This is a genomic window from Janibacter endophyticus (assembly GCF_016888335.1).
Classification (GTDB): Bacteria; Actinomycetota; Actinomycetes; order Actinomycetales; family Dermatophilaceae; genus Marihabitans; species Marihabitans endophyticum.
In genome coordinates this window covers 641,135-658,381 of the sequence record NZ_JAFEJG010000004.1, presented here as the reverse complement: position 1 = coordinate 658,381, position 17,247 = coordinate 641,135, and the positions used below count along the sequence as shown (strand labels likewise).

The following is a 17,247-nucleotide window of genomic DNA, read 5'->3' as shown; positions in this document are numbered from 1 at the left end:
GGTCAGCTCCCGCGCGAGATCTCGGGGGTGGCGGGGCTCCCGGACCGGGCAACGGTCGTCGTACCCGCGCGTAGCTCTCGGTCGGTGCGAGTGATCACCCAGGCGAGGATGCCCAGGATGACGAGCGTCCCGATGACGTTGCCCTCGACGAGCACGTCGCCGAACCACGCCGGGTCGCGGGACTCCCGCTTCCACAGCACGCCCCAGAAGGGCATGGTGCAGACGAACCAGACGAAGGGGATCAGCGCCAGCCCCGCCCGCAGGCGGTCACGGCCGGCGGCGGCACCGAGGATCGCCGGGACGATCACCATGAGCCAGTGCAGGTGGTGCACCCACGACACCGGGCTGAGCAGGAAGCCGGCCAGACCGACGACCGCAGCCTCCATGAGCCAGTCGCCCTGCTGGTAGGCGCGCCGGGCGAGCCAGAAGACGAGTCCCCCGACGACGAGCAGGTACGGGGCCCAGGCGAGGTAGAGCTCGGTCGAGCCGGCCTCGAGCCCGCGCCGCAGGAGCAGCGCGCGGAAGGCCTGGTTGGCGGAGCCGTCGTTGGGCCCGAGCCGGGTCGGGTCGGAGAGCGCGCCGCCCCAGAAGGCGAAGGACGCCGGCGGGATGAGCAGCCACGCCCCGATCGAGACCGCCGACGCCGTCGCGATCGCGGTGAAGGCCTCGCGCCACCGCCGGCAGACGATGTAGTGGATGACGAAGACGCCCGGCGTCAGCTTGATCGCCATCGCCAGGCCGACGAGCACACCCGGCGGGATCGACTGCAGCGCAGGCAGTCTCGGGCGCTTGAGGTCAAGCAGGATCATGAGCACGAGGAAGGCGTTGACCTGCGCGAAGCGGATGCCGTCGCCGACCGGCTGCGTCCACAGGAAGGCCCCGGCGACCGCGCCGACGAGCACCGGCGCCCACGCGCCGACCCGGTCACGCAGGTGGTACCAGGCGACCCAGGCGATGGCGACGTTCGTCGCGAGCTGCGCGATCGTCCAGCCCCACGCCGCCGTCTCGAAGGGGACGAGCGCCAGGGGCACCGCGAGGATCGCGGCGATCGGCGGGTAGGTGAAGGGCAGCAGCTGCGGCGGGTCGGTCATCTGCTGGTAGATCGGCCGCCCCTGGAGGACCGAGAGCCCGCCCTCGCGGTAGACCTGGATGTCGACCTGCCACTGGTCCTGCGGGAAGAGGAACAGGAACTTCGCGACCGGCCACGCCGCGAGCGCGACGAGGACGGCGAGCCCGAGCAGCCAGTGCAGGGTCGTCGGCTTCGCTCGGGTCACGGGCCCATTGTGGCTGACGGCCTAGCCTGGCCCCGTGACCCGCCTCGCCCTCGCGCTCCTCGTGGTCCTCGCCTGGGCCCTCGGGGCGGCCGCGCCCGCGTCCGCGGAGGACGGCGAGCCACGGGTCGTCGTCCTCGGCGCACCGGGCCTGACCCTCGCGGACCTCTCCCCCGAGGCCACCCCGACCCTGTGGGAGATGGCGACCGGCGGGGCCACCGCCAACCTCGTCGTCCGTGGTGGCTACCTGCAGACCTGCGGGGTCGACGGCTGGCTGAGCCTCGGCGCCGGCGACCGGGTGGCCGTCCCCCGGCCGGGCAGCCCGGACCTCGACGACCCGGGCGCGGCACCGGAGTGCCCGGAGCCGCAGAGCGACGAGATCGGTGCCGTCGCGGGCTGGTCGGAGATCGCCGAGCTCACCCGCGAGCGCAAGGCCGACGCGACCCTCGGGGTCCTCGCGGACTCGCTCGTCGCGGCCGGGACGTGCGTCGAGCCGGCGGGTGGTCCCGCGGCTCGTCTCGGCGCAGCCGACGCCGACGGGGAGGTCGGCGACGGGTCGATCGGGTGCGCCGTCCGCCTCGTCGACGTCGGCGCGGTCCAGGACGACGGGGGTGAGACCGGACGGGCGGAGCAGGTGCGGGCGGTCGACGCAGCAGTCGGTGAGGCCACCGGCGACCTGGCCCCCGGGACGCTCGTGGTCGTCGCCGGTCTCGGCGACGACGGCGCCGGGCCCGCGCTGCGCGCCGTCATCTACTCCGGCGGCACCGATGCCGGCCCCGCGGCCGAGCCGGGGTCGCTGCACTCGGTGACGACGCGCCGCACCGGTGTCGTCCAGCTGCCCGACCTCACCGCCGACATCCTCGCGCGGGTCGGTGCGGAGCCCGTCGCCCCCGTGGCCGGACGACCGCTGACGCTCGTCCGCGACGGTGGTCAGGGCGAGGCGGACGAGCGCATCGCCGACCAGAGCGACGTCGCCGGCCAGCTCGCCGTCGCCAACCGGAGCATCCCGCCCTTCTTCTACGGCTTCGCCACGGTGGTCGTGCTCTCGACCCTGCTCGGCACGGCGGGCTGGGTCGCCGTGCGCCGCAAGGACTCTCGTGCCCGTCAGGCGACCTCGCTCGGCCTGCGCGGTCTGGCGCTGACCCTGGCTTCCGTGCCCGCGGCGACCTTCGGCGCGACACTGACCCGCTGGTGGGCGGCGGACCGCCCGACCCTCGCTCTCGCAGGCGCCGTGGCCGGGCTCGCGCTGCTCCTGGGGCTCGGCGCCCTGGCCGTGACCCGCGGCGCCGGTCGACGCACCCTGACCGCCGTCGGCATCGTCGGCGGCGTCACCGCGCTCCTGCTCACCGCGGACCTGCTCCTGCGCGACGGCGAGGCGATCTTCCTCGGCGTCCTCGGCCTGCACCCCTGGGACGGCGGCCGCTTCTACGGCTTCGGCAACGTTCCCTTCGCCCTCTTCGCCACCGGCGGGCTGCTCGCGACGACCGCCCTCCTCGACCCCTTCGTCCGCCGTGGACGCCGCCGCGAGGCGACGCTCGTCGCGGCGCTCTGCGCCGTCGTCATCCTGCTCGTGGACGCCGCCCCCTTCGCCGGCGCCGACGGTGGCGGGACGCTCGCGCTCATCCCGGCCCTCGGCTACCTCGTCCTCGCGGTCTCGGGGGCCCGGATCACGCTGCCGCGCCTGCTGCTCATCGGCATCGCGACGGTCGTCGGCTTCCTGACGATCGCGGGCCTGGACCACCTCCGGCCGGAGAAGTCGCGCAGCCACCTCGGACGGTTCTTCGGGCGGATCCTCTCCGGCGACGCGTGGGCGATCATCGAGCGCAAGCTGCTGACCAACGTCGAGATGCTGCTCGGCCCGCAGCGGGCGGCCCTGCTCGTGCCGGTGGGGCTCGTGCTCGTCGTCTGGGCGCTCGCCCGCCCCGGGAGCGCCCTCGCCCGACCCCTCGCCGGCCCGCTCGAGGACTACCCGGCGCTGCGCCCCGGGCTCATCGCGCTCGTCGTCGCGCTCACCGCGGGCTTCCTGCTCAACGACTCCGGGACCGCGATCCCCGGCGTCGCCGCGATCATCCTCGCGCCGGCGCTGGCCGCTCTCGCCGTCGGGTCGCACCGGAGCGCAGCAGCCACACCCACAGCGCGAAGGTCGCCAGCGGCACCGCCACCATCCGCCACGCCAGGGTCACCGTCTCCATCGTCTCGGGGATGACGATGCGGCCCGGCACGTAGCCGAGCGCGACGACAGTCCCCTGGAGGACGAGAGCGGTGAGCAGTCGCGGGTCTGCGCTGCCGAGCCCGACCCAGGCGGCCGCCGCGGCCCACATCATCAGGGCGTACCAGGGCAGGACGTAGGCGGCGCCGATCGCGTACGCGGCGGTGAGGGCGAGAAGCACCGTCACGACCGGCTCCGCCCGGTCGCGCAGCCGGCGCCACAGGACGACGGCGAGGACGACGCAGACCACGGCCGAGAGTCGTGAGGCGATGCTCCGTGCGGTCGGCTCCGCGACGACGAGGTCGAGCACGGTGTAGACAGCACGCCACGGGCTGACGTAGCTCACCCCGCCGCTCTGCCGGATCACCTGGTCGAAGACGTGCGGCCCGGCCCAGAGGTGCAGCGGCACGAAGGTCGCGAGCCCGCCGAGGCCCAGCGCCGCGGTCCGAGTCAGGGCGGACCGGTCCAGCCGCAGCCGGCCGGACGCGGTGACCCAGGCGAGGACGAGGGTGAGAGCGATGACGCCGGCGGTGACCTTCGTCGAGGCGGCGAGGCCCGCGAGTGCGCCCGCCAGTCCCGCGCCGAGCACACCCGGCACGCGCACCGCGACGACGAGCGCGGCGACGACCCCGACCGTCGCGAGCAGGTCGACGTGCGCTCCGAAGACCCCCGCGCCGAGCACGAGGATGTTGCCGGTCCACCACGTGTCGACGGCCTCGACGCGGCCGGTGAGCCGCACGAGCAGCCAGCGGATGGCCAGCCAGGACGCGACGACGACGACCTGCCAGAGCCAGACGATCTGGCGCACCGACTCGCCGCCGAGGTGAGCGGCAGCCCCGAGCAGCACCGTCGCGACGGGGCCGTAGACATTCGGGGTGTCCTGCCACGGCGGCTGGACGAGCGCGGTGACGGCGTCGTTGCCGAAGGCCTGCGGCGAGGTCAGCCACGGGTCACCGCCCTGGGCGAGGATGTGGCCGTAGGCGGCGTAGTTCGTGTGGTCGGCGGTGCCGAAGGGGACCGTGAGCAGCACGAGACCACCGACGAGCAGCCATGCGGGCCACGTGATCCCGAGCCGCGACGGACGGCGGAGAGCGAGGATCAGCGCGGCGGCCCCGAGCACGTAGCCGAGCACCTGGACCGCGATGATTCCCCACCCGCGCAGCGGCACGTCGGGCAGGTGCGGCACCCAGCCGGCATCGCCGAGCGGCGGAGCCGCGACGGAGGGGTGGGCCAGGCCGACGACGAGGAGGCAGAGGATCGCCCCACCGAGCAGACCCAGCCGAAGGGGGTCGCGACGGGCCTGCGCTGCGGGCGGCTCCCCCTTCGCCTCAGCCACGGATGCGACGGTCGAGGAGCGCCCGGGAGACGTCGCGCATCTGGCGGGCCCGGTGGAGCTGGCCGCGGATGTCGGCGCCGGTGGCGCGGTGGGTCAGCGGGACGGGCACCTCGACGACCCGGCCGCCGGCCCGCAGGACGTCGACGAGCATCGCGGCCTCGACGCCCCACCCGGGTGCGAGGGGGATCGCCCACCCGAAGGCCTCGCGGGTCAGCGCGCGCATCCCGTTGAGCGGCTGGGCGATCCGGCGGCCGGTGAGCGACTCGATCTGGCCGCGGGCGAGGCGCACGACGCGACCGCCGCCGTGCGAGCTGGCCTCGCGAGGGATGTTCGCGATCGCGAGGTCTGCCTGGCCGGCGAGGACCGGCTCGAGGAGGGGGCTGAGGCGCTCGGCGGAGTCGGCGAGGTCGGCGTCGGCGAAGAGCAGGACGAAGGGCGGCACCCCCTGCCGGGTCTCCTCCTCGGTGAGGCGCAGGACACCGGTGGTGAGCGCCGCGGCCTTGCCCTGGTTGGTCGCGTGCCGCACGACGAGGGCGCCGGCATCGGCGGCGAGCCGCCCGGTGTCGTCGGTCGAGCCGTCGTCGACCACGACGACGAGGGGGACCTCGGGCAGCGAGCGCAGCGCGGCGACGGTGGCGCTGATGCGCTCCGCCTCGTCCTTCGCGGGGACGATCGCCGCGACCGCGCCCATGGCCTCAGCGGAGGGTGACCTGGCGCGAGGTCAGGCCGGCGCGTGCGCGTCGCTCGTCGGGGGTGAGGGACTCCTCGCGGGCCAGGGCAGCCTGGTAGCGCTCCTGCATCGCGGCGAGGGCGTCCTCGTGGTCGGCGGCCTGGCTGTCGGCGGGGACCTCCCAGACGGGGACGAGCAGCCCGCCGGCGCGGAAGGCGCCGAGCAGCTTGTTGCCCTCGCCGAGCTCGGACTCGCCGGCCGCGGCGAGGCGGGCCAGCGCGGTCGTCGCGGCGTCCTCGTCGTCGCCGAGGATCCAGCGGATGTAGGTGCGCTCGCCGATCTTGCACCAGTAGGCCGACGGGGCGCCGGTCATGGCCTGGGTGGGGACGACCGTCTCGTTGGCGCGGTCGAGCGAGGCGCGGCCCTCGGCGTCGAGCTCGTCCTCGCCGACCCAGAAGTCGAAGCCCTCGTGGACCTTGAGCTCGAAGGGAGCGTCGAGGTCGAGGAGGTCCTGGAGCCGGGGGGTGGCGGCGGTGGCGCGGGGTGCGGAAGGCACGGGGTTGCCGGGCTCAGCCTCGATCGCGGCGACGAGCGAGGCGGCGAGGTCGCGGCTGGCGTCGCCGCTGCTGCTGCCGGACTGGCTGGCGAGGAGGATCGCGCCGTCGGCGCGGTGCAGTGCCGCCCATGCCATGGGCAGGACGGTCGCGAGCGTCACCGTCTCCGGCGCGCCCTCGGGCACGGCGTCACCCTTGAGGGTGAGCGTCGCGGTGGCCGCCGGGATGATCTCGTGCGCGGCGACCCAGTCGGTCTCCGCGGGGAGTCCCTCGAAGGGTCGCGCGACGTACGGCGCCGGAGCGACCTTGACCTTGCCGCCCTCGGACTTCTTGCGTCGTGATGCCTTGCCCATGGCGTGCAGCCTAGGCGCTCACGGCCCCGCGGACGGCCGGGGCGCGGGCCGGCGTGGCTCCCGGTACGGTCAGCTGCCGACGCGTCGGCGCGACGGGCCGCCGAGGGAGGCCCAGACGGTGACCCGCTTGTCCTCCTCGCTGACGCCCCACTCGTGGGCGAGGCTGCGCACGATGCGCAGACCGCGGCCGGCGGTGGCCCAGACGGCGGGCGCGGCCGGGACGGGGGTGCTGTCGCCGCCGCCGTCGCTGACCTCGACCTCGCAGACCTCGCCGCGGACCTTCCAGTGGACACGCACGCACTGGTCGGCGAGCGGCTTGGCGTGGCGGAAGGCGTTGGTCACGAGCTCGGTGACGACGAGCTCGGCCTCCTCGATGATCTCGTCGGGCATCTCGCGGGCGCGCAGGTCGTCGTTGAGCGCCTGGCGGATCACCGGGATGGCGTCGAGGTGCCACTGGGCGCGGACGGTGCGGGCCTGGCCGTCGCCGGGGCCGGCGCCGAACTCGTTGATCAGGGGACGCTCGTGCTCGTCCGTGCCGGTCTCGCTCACGCGGGGCTCCTCATCGGGGTCGGGTGGGGCGCGCCCATCGTATGCGCACACACCGGGCCCCCGGGCTGACGACCCAGCCCGCGTCGGCGTGCGTGTCCTGCTGAGGTTCGCAGTCGCGCGAGCGAGATCTTGGGCCAGATGCCGGGTGTGGACGGCGAACCTCAGCAGTACCCGAGAGTCACGGCGGCGGGTCGAGGCGAAGGGGGTGAGATCAGTCGCGGGGGACGGCGCGCCAGGGCTCGATCCGGACACGGGAGCCGTCGGTGAGCCCGTGGACCACGTCGTCGGCGAGCACCACCGGCATCCACGCGGGGCTGGTGCCGGTCGCCGGGTCCTCGACACCGCCGAGTCCGACGGCGAGGGCGCGTTCGGTGCCCTCGAGGGTCTGGCCGGGCGGCCGCTCGCGCCACCACGCGACGCTGCGGGCGACGTCGCCGGGCTCGAGGGTGAGTGTCTGCGGGGCGACCTCCTCGCCGTCGAAGCTGTGGTCGACGCCCATGACCGCCAGCGCGACCTCGTCGGAGGAGTCGGCCAGCCGCAGCTCGGGGTAGCCCTCGACGGTGCAGGCGGCCTCGCTCGTGCTGATGACGACGATGGACATCGTCGCGGCACTCAGCCCACGGTCGTCGCCGGCGACGGTGACGACGAGGTCCTCGGGCGTGCAGGCCGGGGTCGACGGGGTGGTCGGCGTCGGCGTGGTGAGTCCCGTGGGGGTGGGGCCGGGTGTCGGCTCTGGCGAAGGGGTGGGCGTCGGCGTCGGCTCGGGTCCCGCCACGACCTCGCCCGGGTAGGGGTTGAGCAGGTCGCCGAGGAGCTCGCCGGCGCGGACCCGGGTGCCGCTGTCGAGGTCGGTGGAGACGACGAGGGCGATGGGCAGGGCGAGGCTTCCGGCGGCCGCCACCGCGACCACCCGCTGCCGGTGCGGCACAGCACCCTCGCGCGGGCCGCCGTCGGCGAGCCGCGACCAGAGGGTGCCCAGACCGGCGGCTCCCGCGACGAGCACGTCGGCGATGAGGAAGGCCTCGCTCCACCCGCGCTGCTCCACCCCGACAACGAGGACCGGCAGCACCCAGAGCATCGCGACGGTGAGAGAGGAGACGGCGAGCGCGCGCCACCACGAGCCGCGCCGGTCGGAGTGGGGGCGGCAGAGCCGGTCGAGGGCGTCGAGGAAGACCGTCAGCCCGACCCACCACGCTGCGACGACCGCGCCGACCATGAAGGCGCCGAGCAGCATGGCGATGCCGAGCGCACCCGCGGTGATGGCGTTCGTGACGGCGACGAAGCCGGTGGCGAGCAGGGCGTGCCGCCACGGCCCGGCCTCGTGCTCGTCGGTGATGCCGTCACCCTCGGGCGACTCGGGCCGGGTCCGGCCGACGGCGAACATCCCGCCCGCGAGGCCGGTGAGCGCGATGCCGTGGACGACCCACGCGGCGATGACGAGCGAGCGCAGCGCCGGGAGGTCGCACTCGCCGCCGCCCGGGCAGCTGCTCCCCCAGCTCGGCATGATCCCCGCGCCGAGTCCCCCGACGACGAAGAGCGCGAGCAGCGTGAGCCCGACGATCCACCACGCCACGCGGGCCGGTCGAGGTCGGGTCAGGCGCACGCCCCCATCCTCGCAACTCCCCGACCGCTCACCCGGGATTACCCCTCCCCCGGCTCAACCCCTTCGCCCGAGGACCGCACGAGCCAAGGCTCCTACCCCGTCCAGACCGCACGAGCCAAGGCTCCTGCCCGTCTGACGGGCAGGAGCCTTGGCTCGTGCGAAGGGGGGGAGGGGCGGCTCAGAGGACGTGGTGGCCGGGCTGGTTGCCGGCCTCCGCGACGACCTCCATGGCCGGGCGGACGCGCGGCTTCTTCGGGATGACCCCGAGGCGACCGGACTGGAAGTCCTCGAAGGCGGCGATGAGCTCGTCGCGCGTGTTCATGACGAAGGGGCCGTAGGCGGCGACGGGCTCGCGGATCGGGCGGCCGCCGAGGATGAGCAGCTCGAGACTCGGGCTGCGCTCGTCCTGGTTGTCGTGGGCGGCCAGCTCGAGCGTGTCGCCCGGGCCGAAGACCGCCAGCTGCCCCTCGCGGAAGGGACGCCGCTCCGGGCCGACGACACCCTTGCCCGAAAGGACGTAGACGAGCGCGTTGAAGTCCTTGCGCCACGGCAGCTCGAGACGCGCGCCGGGGGCGACCGTCGCGTGGACCAGCGAGATCGGCGTGTGCGTGATGCCAGGGCCGTCGTGCCCGCCGAGCGAGCCGGCGATGACGCGCAGCAGGGTGCCGCCGTCGTGGCTCGAGAGCAGGCCGACCTCGGTGGAGCGGATGTCCTGGTAGCGCGGGTCGGACATCTTCATCGTGCTCGGCAGGTTGACCCACAGCTGGATGCCGTGGAAGAGGCCGCCGCTCATGACGAGCTGCTCGGGCGGCGCCTCGATGTGCAGCAGCCCGGAGCCGGCGGTCATCCACTGGGTGTCGCCGTTGGTGATCGTGCCCCCACCGCCGTGGGTGTCCTCGTGGTCGAAGGAGCCGTCGATGATGTACGTGACCGTCTCGAAGCCACGGTGCGGGTGCCAGCTCGTGCCGCGCGGCTCGAGCGGCGCGTACTCGACCTCGCCCATCTGGTCCATGTGGATGAAGGGGTCGAGCCGCTCCATCGGCACGCCGGCGAAGGCGCGGCGCACGGGGAAGCCCTCACCCTCGAAGCCCTTGGGGGCCGTGGAGACGGTGAGCACCGGGCGGCTCACGGCGTCGGGGCCGGGCAGCTCGACGCGGGGGAGCGTGAGGATGTTGTCGACGGTGATCGCGGGCATCGGGGCCTCCTGGTCGGGTGGGATACACCCTATCAACAATCGTTGATTCTTCAACTATTCCCTCGTCCCCTCATAACCGTGCCCGGGTAGTTGTGAGAGGGGGCGAAGGGGGGAGCCCGCCGCCTTATCGCCGGGCCGAGCCGGCATGCACCTCGTCGATGTCGTGGGCATCCGCCGACCCGAGCGACTCGACGACCCCGACGCCGGCCTCCTCGGCCGGGTGGTCGTGGTTCGTCTCGCGCAGCGGCTTGACCGGGATGATCGCGGTCGCGACGAAGACGAGCGCGAGGATCGGCAGACCGACGAGGAAGACGTTGTGGAGGTTCTCGGCGAGCCCCTGGCGCACCGCGTCGGCGACGGCCGGCGGCATCGTCGCGAGGACCGAGGGGTCGAGGACCGACCCGACGTCGATGTCCCCCGTCGCCCCGGAGGCGGCACCGGCGGGCAGGTGGGCGGCGATCTTCTGGGCGAGGCCGCTCGTCATCACCGTCCCGAAGATCGCGATGCCGACGGTCGAGCCGACGTTGCGGAAGAACTGCGTGGACGCGGTCGCGACGCCGAGGTCGGCCGGGGCGGCGGCGTTCTGCACGACGAGCGTGTACTGCTGCATCGCCATGCCGAGCCCGATGCCGAGGACGGTCATCGCGAGGGTGAGCTGGGTCTGCGTCGCGGTGTGGTCGAGACGCGTCAGGAGGAACATCCCCGCGCCCATGATCGCGACGCCGAGCAGCATGAAGGGCAGGTACCGGCCGGTGCGGGTGATGAGCAGACCGGTGAGGATGCCGAGCAGGATCATCCCGATCATCAGCGGCATGAGGATGAGGCCGGAGTCCGTCGCGCCGACACCGATGACGCCCTGCGCGAAGACCGGGATGTAGATGATCGCGCCGAACATCACCATCGAGACGCCGAAGGCTGCGACGTTGCTCAGCGTGAAGATGCGGCTGCGGAAGAGGCGCAGCGGCAGCACCGGCTCGACGGCCCGGCGCTCGACGAGGACGAAGGCGAGGATCGCCGCGACACCCATGGCGTAGAGGCCGATGGACTCGACCGAGCCCCAGGCCCACTGGGTGCCGCCGAGCGAGGTGGCGAGGAGCAGCGCGGTCAGACCGGTCGTCAGGGTCGCCATGCCGGCGTAGTCGATGGAGACCTCGCGCCGGACGTGCTCGAGGTGGAGGAAGCGGCTGATGACGACGAAGGCCACGCCGCCGACGGGCAGGGCGACGAAGAAGAGCCAGCGCCAACCGAGGTGGTCGGTGATGGCGCCGCCGGCGAGCGGGCCGGCGACCGAGGTGACGCCGAAGACGGCGCCCATGTAGCCCTGATACTTGCCGCGCTGCCGCGGCGGGATGATGTCGCCGATGATCGTCTGGGACAGCGGCATGAGCGTGCCCATGCCGAGCCCCTGGATGGCGCGGCCGGCCACGAGCGTCCAGAAGTCCGGCGCGAAGCCGCAGACGAGCGAGCCGACCATGAAGACGACGATGCCGCCGAGGTAGAAGCGCCGGCGGCCGTAGAGGTCGGAGAGCTTGCCGACGATCGGCACGGAGACGGCGGAGACGAGCATGGCTGCGGTCGCGACCCAGCTGTAGTGCTCCATGCCGCCGAGCTCGGCGACGATGCGCGGCATGGCCGGCCCGACGATGGTCTGGCTCACGGAGGCGACGAGCATGCCGAGCATGAGACCGACGAAGACCCGGCGGTGCTCGCGGCTCATCGTGTAGGGGGCGGTCGGTGCTGCGGCGGTCATGCAGGGGTCCTCTCGGGGACGGGCTCGAGACGGGCGGCAGCGACGTCTGCGCTCAACCGGTCGAGGAGGGTGGCGAGGGTGGCGATGTCGTCCTGCGGCCAGTCGGCGAGGACGTCGGTGATGATCCGGGCGCGGGCGTCGCGCTCGGCGTGGAGGCGATGGCGCCCCTCGTCGGAGAGGGCGACGCGGAAGGCGCGCCCGTCCTGGGGGTCGGGGGTGCGCGCGAGCCAGCCGCGGTCGACGAGGGCGGCGACGCGGCGGCTCACGGTCGGGACGTCGTGCCCGTCACGAGCGGCGAGGTCGCTCGGGCGCACGGTGCAGGGACGCCTGAGGAGTTGCTTGCATGCGGCAACCATATTCCTCAACTTGCAGTCTCTGCAACTTTGCCCGCGGGTCCTACAGTGGGCGGCGTGAGCGAAGGGCGCAGAGAGCAGCGCAAGCGGGAGACCCGGGCGGCCCTCCACCGGGCGGCCCTCGAGATCGTCCGGGACGAAGGGGTGTCCGCGGCGACCGTCGATCGGATCGCCGAGCGGGCAGGAGTCTCGCCACGGACCTTCTTCAACTACTTCCCGACGAAGGAGGACGCGCTCGCCGGTGTCGACCGACAGCTGCCCGAGCAGCTGGCCGGGTCGCTCCTCGCCCGCCCCGCCGACGAGCCGCTCGCGGACGGCCTGCGCGTCGTCGTCCTCGAGCAGCTCCGCCGGGTGAGCCGGGACCGGGAGACCTGGCAGATGCGCGCCGCCGTGTCGCGCGAGCTGCCGTCGATCTCGGCGGCGGCGATGGGCAACGGGGCGGAGACGGCACGTGCCCTCACGGCCGCGGCGTACGAGCGGTCCGGCACCGACCCCCGCGTCGACCCCGAGCCGGCGGTCACGACCTTCATCGTCCTCGGCGCGGTGCGGGCGGCCTTCTGGCTGTATGCGGCGCGGGACTTCGAGGGTGAGATCGCCGATCTCGCCGAGGAGGCGCTCGACCGCTAGGCGGGGCCGACGAGCAGCGTCGGCACGTGGAGGTCGGGGTCGCGGACGGTGGCGACGACGGTGCCGGGCTTGCGCCCCCGCCGCACCTCGGAGACGTCGACTCCAGCGTCCGCGAGGCGAGCCCGCTCGGCCTCGAGGTCGTTGCTGCGCCAGGCGATCCCGGCGTAGGCGTCCCGCCGGTCGTCGGCCCCCTCCCCGGCGTCCGGCACGACGACCTCGACGACCGCGTCCCCGCAGCGGAAGAAGAGCCCGCGGAAGCCGAGTCCGGTGTCGCGGTCGAGCCGGAGGTCGAGACCGAGCCGGGCCCCGTAGTCGGCGGCCGCTCGGGCCGCGTCCGTCGCGGAGACGACGACATGGTCGAGCCGAAGGCTGTGCGCCGAGGCGCGACGGAGGGTCCCCGAAGGGGGTGGTCCGGCCGCGTCGGGAGTGGTCGCCTCGGCGAGCCGCCAGCGCACGCCCGCGATGGTCACGAGGTCGCCGTCGACGTCGAGCCCACGACGGCCGAGCAGGGTCGCGGCGGCCGCGACGTCCGGGGTGGCGAGGACGACCTCGACGAGGCCGGCGTCCACCCCTTCGTCGACGGGGACGACGTCGACCGGCAGCGTGACGCCGAGTCGCTCCCACGCGGCGGTCGTAGCCCGCTCGTCCGGGGAGGCAACGACGGCACCGGCGATGCTCAGGCTCATGCCCCCAGGCTAGGCGCTCCCCCAGGTCAGCCTGACCGGTCCTCTGCGGGAGGACTGTGCCGGAGGAAGACGAGCACGACCCAGGCGACCGTCGCCACGAGGTAGAGCACGAGCCCGACGGGCATGATCCAGCCCGAGGCGGAGCCGGGGTCGCGCGTCTCGAGGACGATCCCGACCTGGACGACGACCGCGAGGAAGCCGGCCGTGAGACCGGTGAACGTCAGCCCGTCCTCGAAGACCCGCCGTCGCAGGACGGCCGCGCGCTCAGGGGTGGCGAGCCAGTAGTCCTTGTGCGGCAGGTTGAGGAAGATCGCCGGGGGCTTCGCGGCCCACCGGAAGAACCACGGCATGGGCAGGATGACGAGCGCGAGGATCACGGACATCACGACGTGCTCGGTGCGCGAGCCCCAGCGGTCGACGCCCTCCGGCCCGACGTGCGCGACGACCCGCTCGGGCAGCACGGCGAGCGCCCAGACGAAGGATCCGAGGTAGGCCCCGGCGCCGAGGATCCACGCGGCCCAGGCCCACCAGGCCGGGTCTCCCCCGTCGCGCATCACATCAGCTTGCGGACGACCTGCAGGGGCGCGACGGACATGACGCGGGCGAGCGCCTCCCACGGCTTGGCGGGGACGAACGCCTTGGCCTTGCGACGCTCGATCGCCTCGACCATGGCGCGGACACCCGTCTCGGTGTCGACCATGTACTTGACCTTCTGCTTGACCTTCTCGTTCATCTCCGAGCGGATGTAGCCCGGGCAGATGACGGAGACGTCGATGTCGAGGTCGGGCTTGCCCATCATCTCGGAGCGGATGCCCTCGCCCATGCTCGCGACGGCAGCCTTGCTCGCGGCGTAGGCGGTCATCGAGCTGGGGAAGCCGCGGACCGAGGTCACCGAGCTGATGATGACGAGGTGGCCCTTCTTCTGCTCGCGGAAGACCTGCATCGCCGCCTCGGCCTGGGCGAAGGCGCCGAGGACGTTGGTCACGAGGGTCTCGCGGTTGGCGTAGTTCTTGCCCTTGCCGACGGGCGCGCCCTTGCCGAGGCCGGCGTTGACGATGACCCGGTCGATGTGGCCGAAGTCCGTCTTGACCTGCTGCGTGGTCGCGAGGACGGCGTCGTCGTCGGTGACGTCGAGGGCGTAGAGCTCGACCCGGCGCTCGGGGTGCGCGGCGAGGATCTCGGACTTGAGCGCGTCGAGGCGGTCGGTGCGGCGGGCGGAGAGGGCGAGGTCGTGGCCGAGGGCGGCGAACTGGCGCGCCATCTCGGCGCCGAGGCCCGAGCTGGCGCCGGTGATGAAGGTCGTGAAGGTCATGACTGCGAGGTTAGCGCGACCTCAACCTCCGAGATCCGCCCCGGTGGCGCAGATGACACGGGCAGCCAGGGCGTGCCCGGCACGCACTGCGGGCTCGGTCGGCTCGCCCCGGAGGGTGGCGGTGAGGAACCCCGCGGCGAAGGCGTCCCCCGCGCCGGTCGTGTCCAGCGCGTCCTCGACCGGCTCGACGGGGACGGTGAGGGTCGGGTGGCCGTGCCGCAGGACACGGGTCGCGTCGGCGCCGCCCCGGGCGATAAGCGTGACGAAGGGGTGTCGCGCCAGCCAGACGTCGCGGTCCAGCGAGAGTGCGCCCACCTCGTCGGCGTTCGCGCTGACCCAGGTGGGCCGTAGCTCGGCGACGAGCCCGTCGACCCAGGCCGGACCGTGGACGTCGACGAGCCGGGTCGAGGAGACGTCGATGCTCACCTGACCACCCTGATCCCGGACGCGAACGGCCATGTTGCGCAATGCATCCGGCGTCGACCCGTGGTCGAACCCGTAGAGCGGGAGGTGGAGGATCGCGACACCGGCGAGCCAGCTGTCCTCGACCGGCTCGAGCAGGGCGCACGCCGCCCGGTCGGGCAGCATCGTGCGCTCCCCGGAGCCGTCCACGACGACGACGATCGTGCCGGTGCGACCGCGCCGCTGGACCCGGGCGTCCACCCCCTTCGCCTCCAGGTCGGCGACCACCCCGTCACCGGCGGCGTCCGGACCGACGCACCCGACGAATCGGGTGGGTGCGCCGGCAGCGGCCGCGAAGGCCGCGACGTTCGCCGCGGACCCTCCGCGCTGACGGGTGATGGTGGCGGCCGCGTCGCTGCCCATGCGCAACGGCTCGCGGGTGTGGGCGACCACGTCCTCGACGAGGTCGCCCGCGACGGCGAGGACCCCGGTCACCCGGGCCGGCCGGCCAGGGCCGTCGCAATCTCGCAGCCGAGGGCGACGTTGTTGCGGTACAGCGCGACGTTGGCGTCGAGCGAGGCGCCGCCGGTCTCGCGCTGGATGAAGTCGAGGAGGAAGGGCGTCGTCGCCTGACCGCGGATGCCCTGCTCGTCGGCCGACGCCCAGGCCCGCTCGATGACCTCGTCGAGGACACCGGTGTCGAGGCTGTCGGCCTCGGGGATCGGGTTGCCCACGAGGACGGAGGAGCTCAGCCCGAGGTCGCGGGAGGCCTGGTAGATCGTCGCGACCTGCTCCGGCGAGTCGACCTGCTGGCTCAGCGGGTAGCCGGAGTCGTGGACGTAGAAACCCGGGTAGCGCAGCGTCCGGTAGCCGACGACCGGCACCGACAGGGTCTCGAAACGCTCGAGCGTCGCCGGGATGTCGAGGATCGCCTTGGCACCCGAGGAGACGAGCACGATCGGCACCTGCGAGAGCACGACCAGGTCGGCCGACTCGTCGAAGCTGCTCGCGGCGCCGTGGTGGACGCCACCGAGGCCACCGGTGGAGAAGACGTGGATGCCGACGGCGTGCGCGAGGTAGGTCGTCGCCGCGATCGTGGTCCCGGCGCTCGCCCCGGTCGCGCGGGCGACGGGGAGCTCGCGGACCGACGCCTTGATGACGTCGTCGTCGTTGCCGAGCCGCTCGATCTCCTCGGCGGTCATGCCGACGACGGGGCGACCGGCGACGACACCGATCGTCGCGGGGGTCACGCCGGCGGCGCGGACCTGCTCCTCTGCCGCGAGCGCGACCTCGAGGTTGCGGGGCCGGGGCAGGCCGTGGGTGAAGATCGTCGACTCCATCGCGAGGACGGGCCGCCCGGCGGCCAGCGCCTCCCGGACGTGGTCACCGACGTGGATGGCAGCGGGAGAGGTCGTCACCCCCGCACGCTATCGGCTGCCGTCGACGTCGCGCAGCACGAGCTGCCGGGTCGCCGCCTCCTGCTGCGGGTCCTCCCAGGCGACCTCGTCGAGCGCGGAGATCGTCTCGTCGACGACGCGTGTCACCCCTTCGCCCGAGACGAGGCCGAGCCCGTGGGCGATGGTGGCCGCTCCGACATAGGTGTCGACGATGTGGATCCCGAGCCCGGCGAGGCGGGTCCGCTCCTCGAGGGGGGTAGCGACGACGTCGTGGATGAAGACCGCAGGGCACGCCTCGGGGTGCGTCTTGCGGACCCGCTGCCCGACGAGGACGTCACCCTGCCCGGAGTCGCCGACGAAGACGACGCCGTACTCGGGGAAGAGCTGGCGGTAGTGCGAGATGTTCGCGAGCTTGCCGTCGGCCATCGCGTCCTTGGTGTGCAGGTGCGCCAGGCCGCCGGCGAGGATCGACGACGAGGCGATGCCCGCCTTGCGCAGAGCGTCCTTGCTGGAGCGCTCGACGAGGCCGAAGGCGACCTCGGGGCGCGCCGTGACGAAGGTGAGGTCGCCACGCGAGAGCGGGTTGTCGACCGGGCCGTCGTCGAGCGCCTGGAGGAATGCGAGCGCGCCCGGCACCGGCGTGTGCCCGCGGGGGTAGCGCCGCTCGTGGATCATCGGGAAGACGGTGTCGTCGATGTCCGAGAGGACCTTGACCCCGACCCGGCCGAGATCGTTTGCGGCAGAGGCGAAGTGGGCGAGGATGCGCTCGCGGGTCGACTCGTCGTCGATGTCGCCGAAGACGAGCTCCTCGAGGTCGTGGTGGTCGTCGCGGCGGTTGATCGCGTTCTTCAGCTCGGTGAGCTCGAGGCCCTCGACGCTCGTGAGGATCTCGGCCAGCCGCTCCTCCTCGTGCCGGCGGGTCCAGCCCTCCTGCAGCCGGTGGATCTCGTCGACCAGGCGGTCCGTCTGCTCCGTCATGC

Annotated in this window: 16 protein-coding genes; 1 reads left to right on the top strand and 15 read right to left on the bottom strand. The window is 73.5% G+C overall.

What is annotated here, in order from left to right; translation table 11 throughout:
* Window positions 1-2 precede the first annotated feature (2 nt).
* The 9 genes from JNO54_RS03205 to JNO54_RS03165 all read right to left on the bottom strand — a co-directional run bounded on the left by JNO54_RS03205 (window position 3) and on the right by JNO54_RS03165 (window position 11,804).
* Entirely contained in the window at window positions 3-1,274 is a 1,272-nt protein-coding gene (locus tag JNO54_RS03205; RefSeq protein WP_204142591.1) for a glycosyltransferase 87 family protein, read from the bottom strand.
* A 2,063-nt stretch (window positions 1,275-3,337) separates the two neighbouring features.
* Window positions 3,338-4,816: an MptA/MptB family glycosyltransferase gene (locus JNO54_RS15135; protein ID WP_204142590.1), complete on the bottom strand. Its 1,479-nt coding sequence runs from the start codon at window positions 4,814-4,816 to the stop codon at window positions 3,338-3,340.
* Window positions 4,809-5,507 carry a glycosyltransferase gene (locus JNO54_RS03195; RefSeq protein WP_204142589.1) on the bottom strand — a complete coding sequence of 233 codons (699 nt, stop codon included), beginning with the start codon at window positions 5,505-5,507 and terminating at the stop codon, window positions 4,809-4,811. The genes JNO54_RS15135 and JNO54_RS03195 overlap by 8 nt, the downstream gene beginning before the upstream one ends.
* Window positions 5,508-5,511: 4 nt before the next feature.
* Window positions 5,512-6,393, bottom strand: a complete 882-nt coding sequence (locus JNO54_RS03190; protein ID WP_204142588.1) for a DUF5926 family protein — start codon at window positions 6,391-6,393, stop codon at window positions 5,512-5,514.
* A 69-nt stretch (window positions 6,394-6,462) separates the two neighbouring features.
* Window positions 6,463-6,942 (bottom strand): ATP-binding protein, encoded by a 480-nt coding sequence (locus JNO54_RS03185; protein WP_204142587.1) that lies wholly within the window; start codon window positions 6,940-6,942, stop codon window positions 6,463-6,465.
* 211 nt (window positions 6,943-7,153) lie between these two features.
* Entirely contained in the window at window positions 7,154-8,545 is a 1,392-nt protein-coding gene (locus JNO54_RS03180; RefSeq protein WP_204142586.1) for a DUF4232 domain-containing protein, read from the bottom strand.
* Between the two features lie 178 nt (window positions 8,546-8,723).
* Window positions 8,724-9,740 (bottom strand): pirin family protein, encoded by a 1,017-nt coding sequence (locus tag JNO54_RS03175; protein WP_204142585.1) that lies wholly within the window; start codon window positions 9,738-9,740, stop codon window positions 8,724-8,726.
* A 124-nt stretch (window positions 9,741-9,864) separates the two neighbouring features.
* Complete coding sequence (locus JNO54_RS03170; RefSeq protein WP_204142584.1) at window positions 9,865-11,490, bottom strand: MDR family MFS transporter; 1,626 nt, start codon at window positions 11,488-11,490, stop codon at window positions 9,865-9,867.
* Window positions 11,487-11,804: a MarR family winged helix-turn-helix transcriptional regulator gene (locus tag JNO54_RS03165; protein WP_204142583.1), complete on the bottom strand. Its 318-nt coding sequence runs from the start codon at window positions 11,802-11,804 to the stop codon at window positions 11,487-11,489. Before JNO54_RS03165 ends, JNO54_RS03170 begins: the two co-directional genes overlap by 4 nt.
* 96 nt (window positions 11,805-11,900) lie before the next feature.
* On the opposite strand from JNO54_RS03165, the gene JNO54_RS03160 reads away from it, so the two are divergent.
* Window positions 11,901-12,470: a TetR family transcriptional regulator gene (locus tag JNO54_RS03160; protein WP_307818039.1), complete on the top strand. Its 570-nt coding sequence runs from the start codon at window positions 11,901-11,903 to the stop codon at window positions 12,468-12,470.
* Here the strand turns inward: JNO54_RS03160 and JNO54_RS03155 are convergent.
* The 6 genes from JNO54_RS03155 to JNO54_RS03130 are packed head-to-tail and all read right to left on the bottom strand — an operon-like array spanning window position 12,467 to window position 17,245.
* Window positions 12,467-13,156, bottom strand: coding sequence for a VOC family protein (locus tag JNO54_RS03155; protein ID WP_204142581.1), 690 nt, complete (start codon window positions 13,154-13,156; stop codon window positions 12,467-12,469). The genes JNO54_RS03160 and JNO54_RS03155 overlap by 4 nt on opposite strands.
* Before the next feature lie 26 nt (window positions 13,157-13,182).
* Window positions 13,183-13,710 (bottom strand): hypothetical protein, encoded by a 528-nt coding sequence (locus tag JNO54_RS03150; RefSeq protein WP_204142580.1) that lies wholly within the window; start codon window positions 13,708-13,710, stop codon window positions 13,183-13,185.
* Window positions 13,710-14,468 (bottom strand): SDR family oxidoreductase, encoded by a 759-nt coding sequence (locus tag JNO54_RS03145; RefSeq protein WP_204142579.1) that lies wholly within the window; start codon window positions 14,466-14,468, stop codon window positions 13,710-13,712. Before JNO54_RS03145 ends, JNO54_RS03150 begins: the two co-directional genes overlap by 1 nt.
* A 21-nt stretch (window positions 14,469-14,489) precedes the next feature.
* A complete protein-coding gene (locus tag JNO54_RS03140; protein WP_204142578.1) occupies window positions 14,490-15,365 on the bottom strand; it encodes a carbohydrate kinase family protein in 876 nt (291 codons plus the stop codon).
* On the bottom strand, window positions 15,362-16,288 hold the full coding sequence (locus tag JNO54_RS03135; RefSeq protein ID WP_307818038.1) for a pseudouridine-5'-phosphate glycosidase: 927 nt from the start codon (window positions 16,286-16,288) through the stop codon (window positions 15,362-15,364). Before JNO54_RS03135 ends, JNO54_RS03140 begins: the two co-directional genes overlap by 4 nt.
* Before the next feature lie 9 nt (window positions 16,289-16,297).
* Entirely contained in the window at window positions 16,298-17,245 is a 948-nt protein-coding gene (locus JNO54_RS03130) for a phosphatase domain-containing protein (protein WP_204142577.1), read from the bottom strand.
* Window positions 17,246-17,247 lie beyond the last annotated feature (2 nt).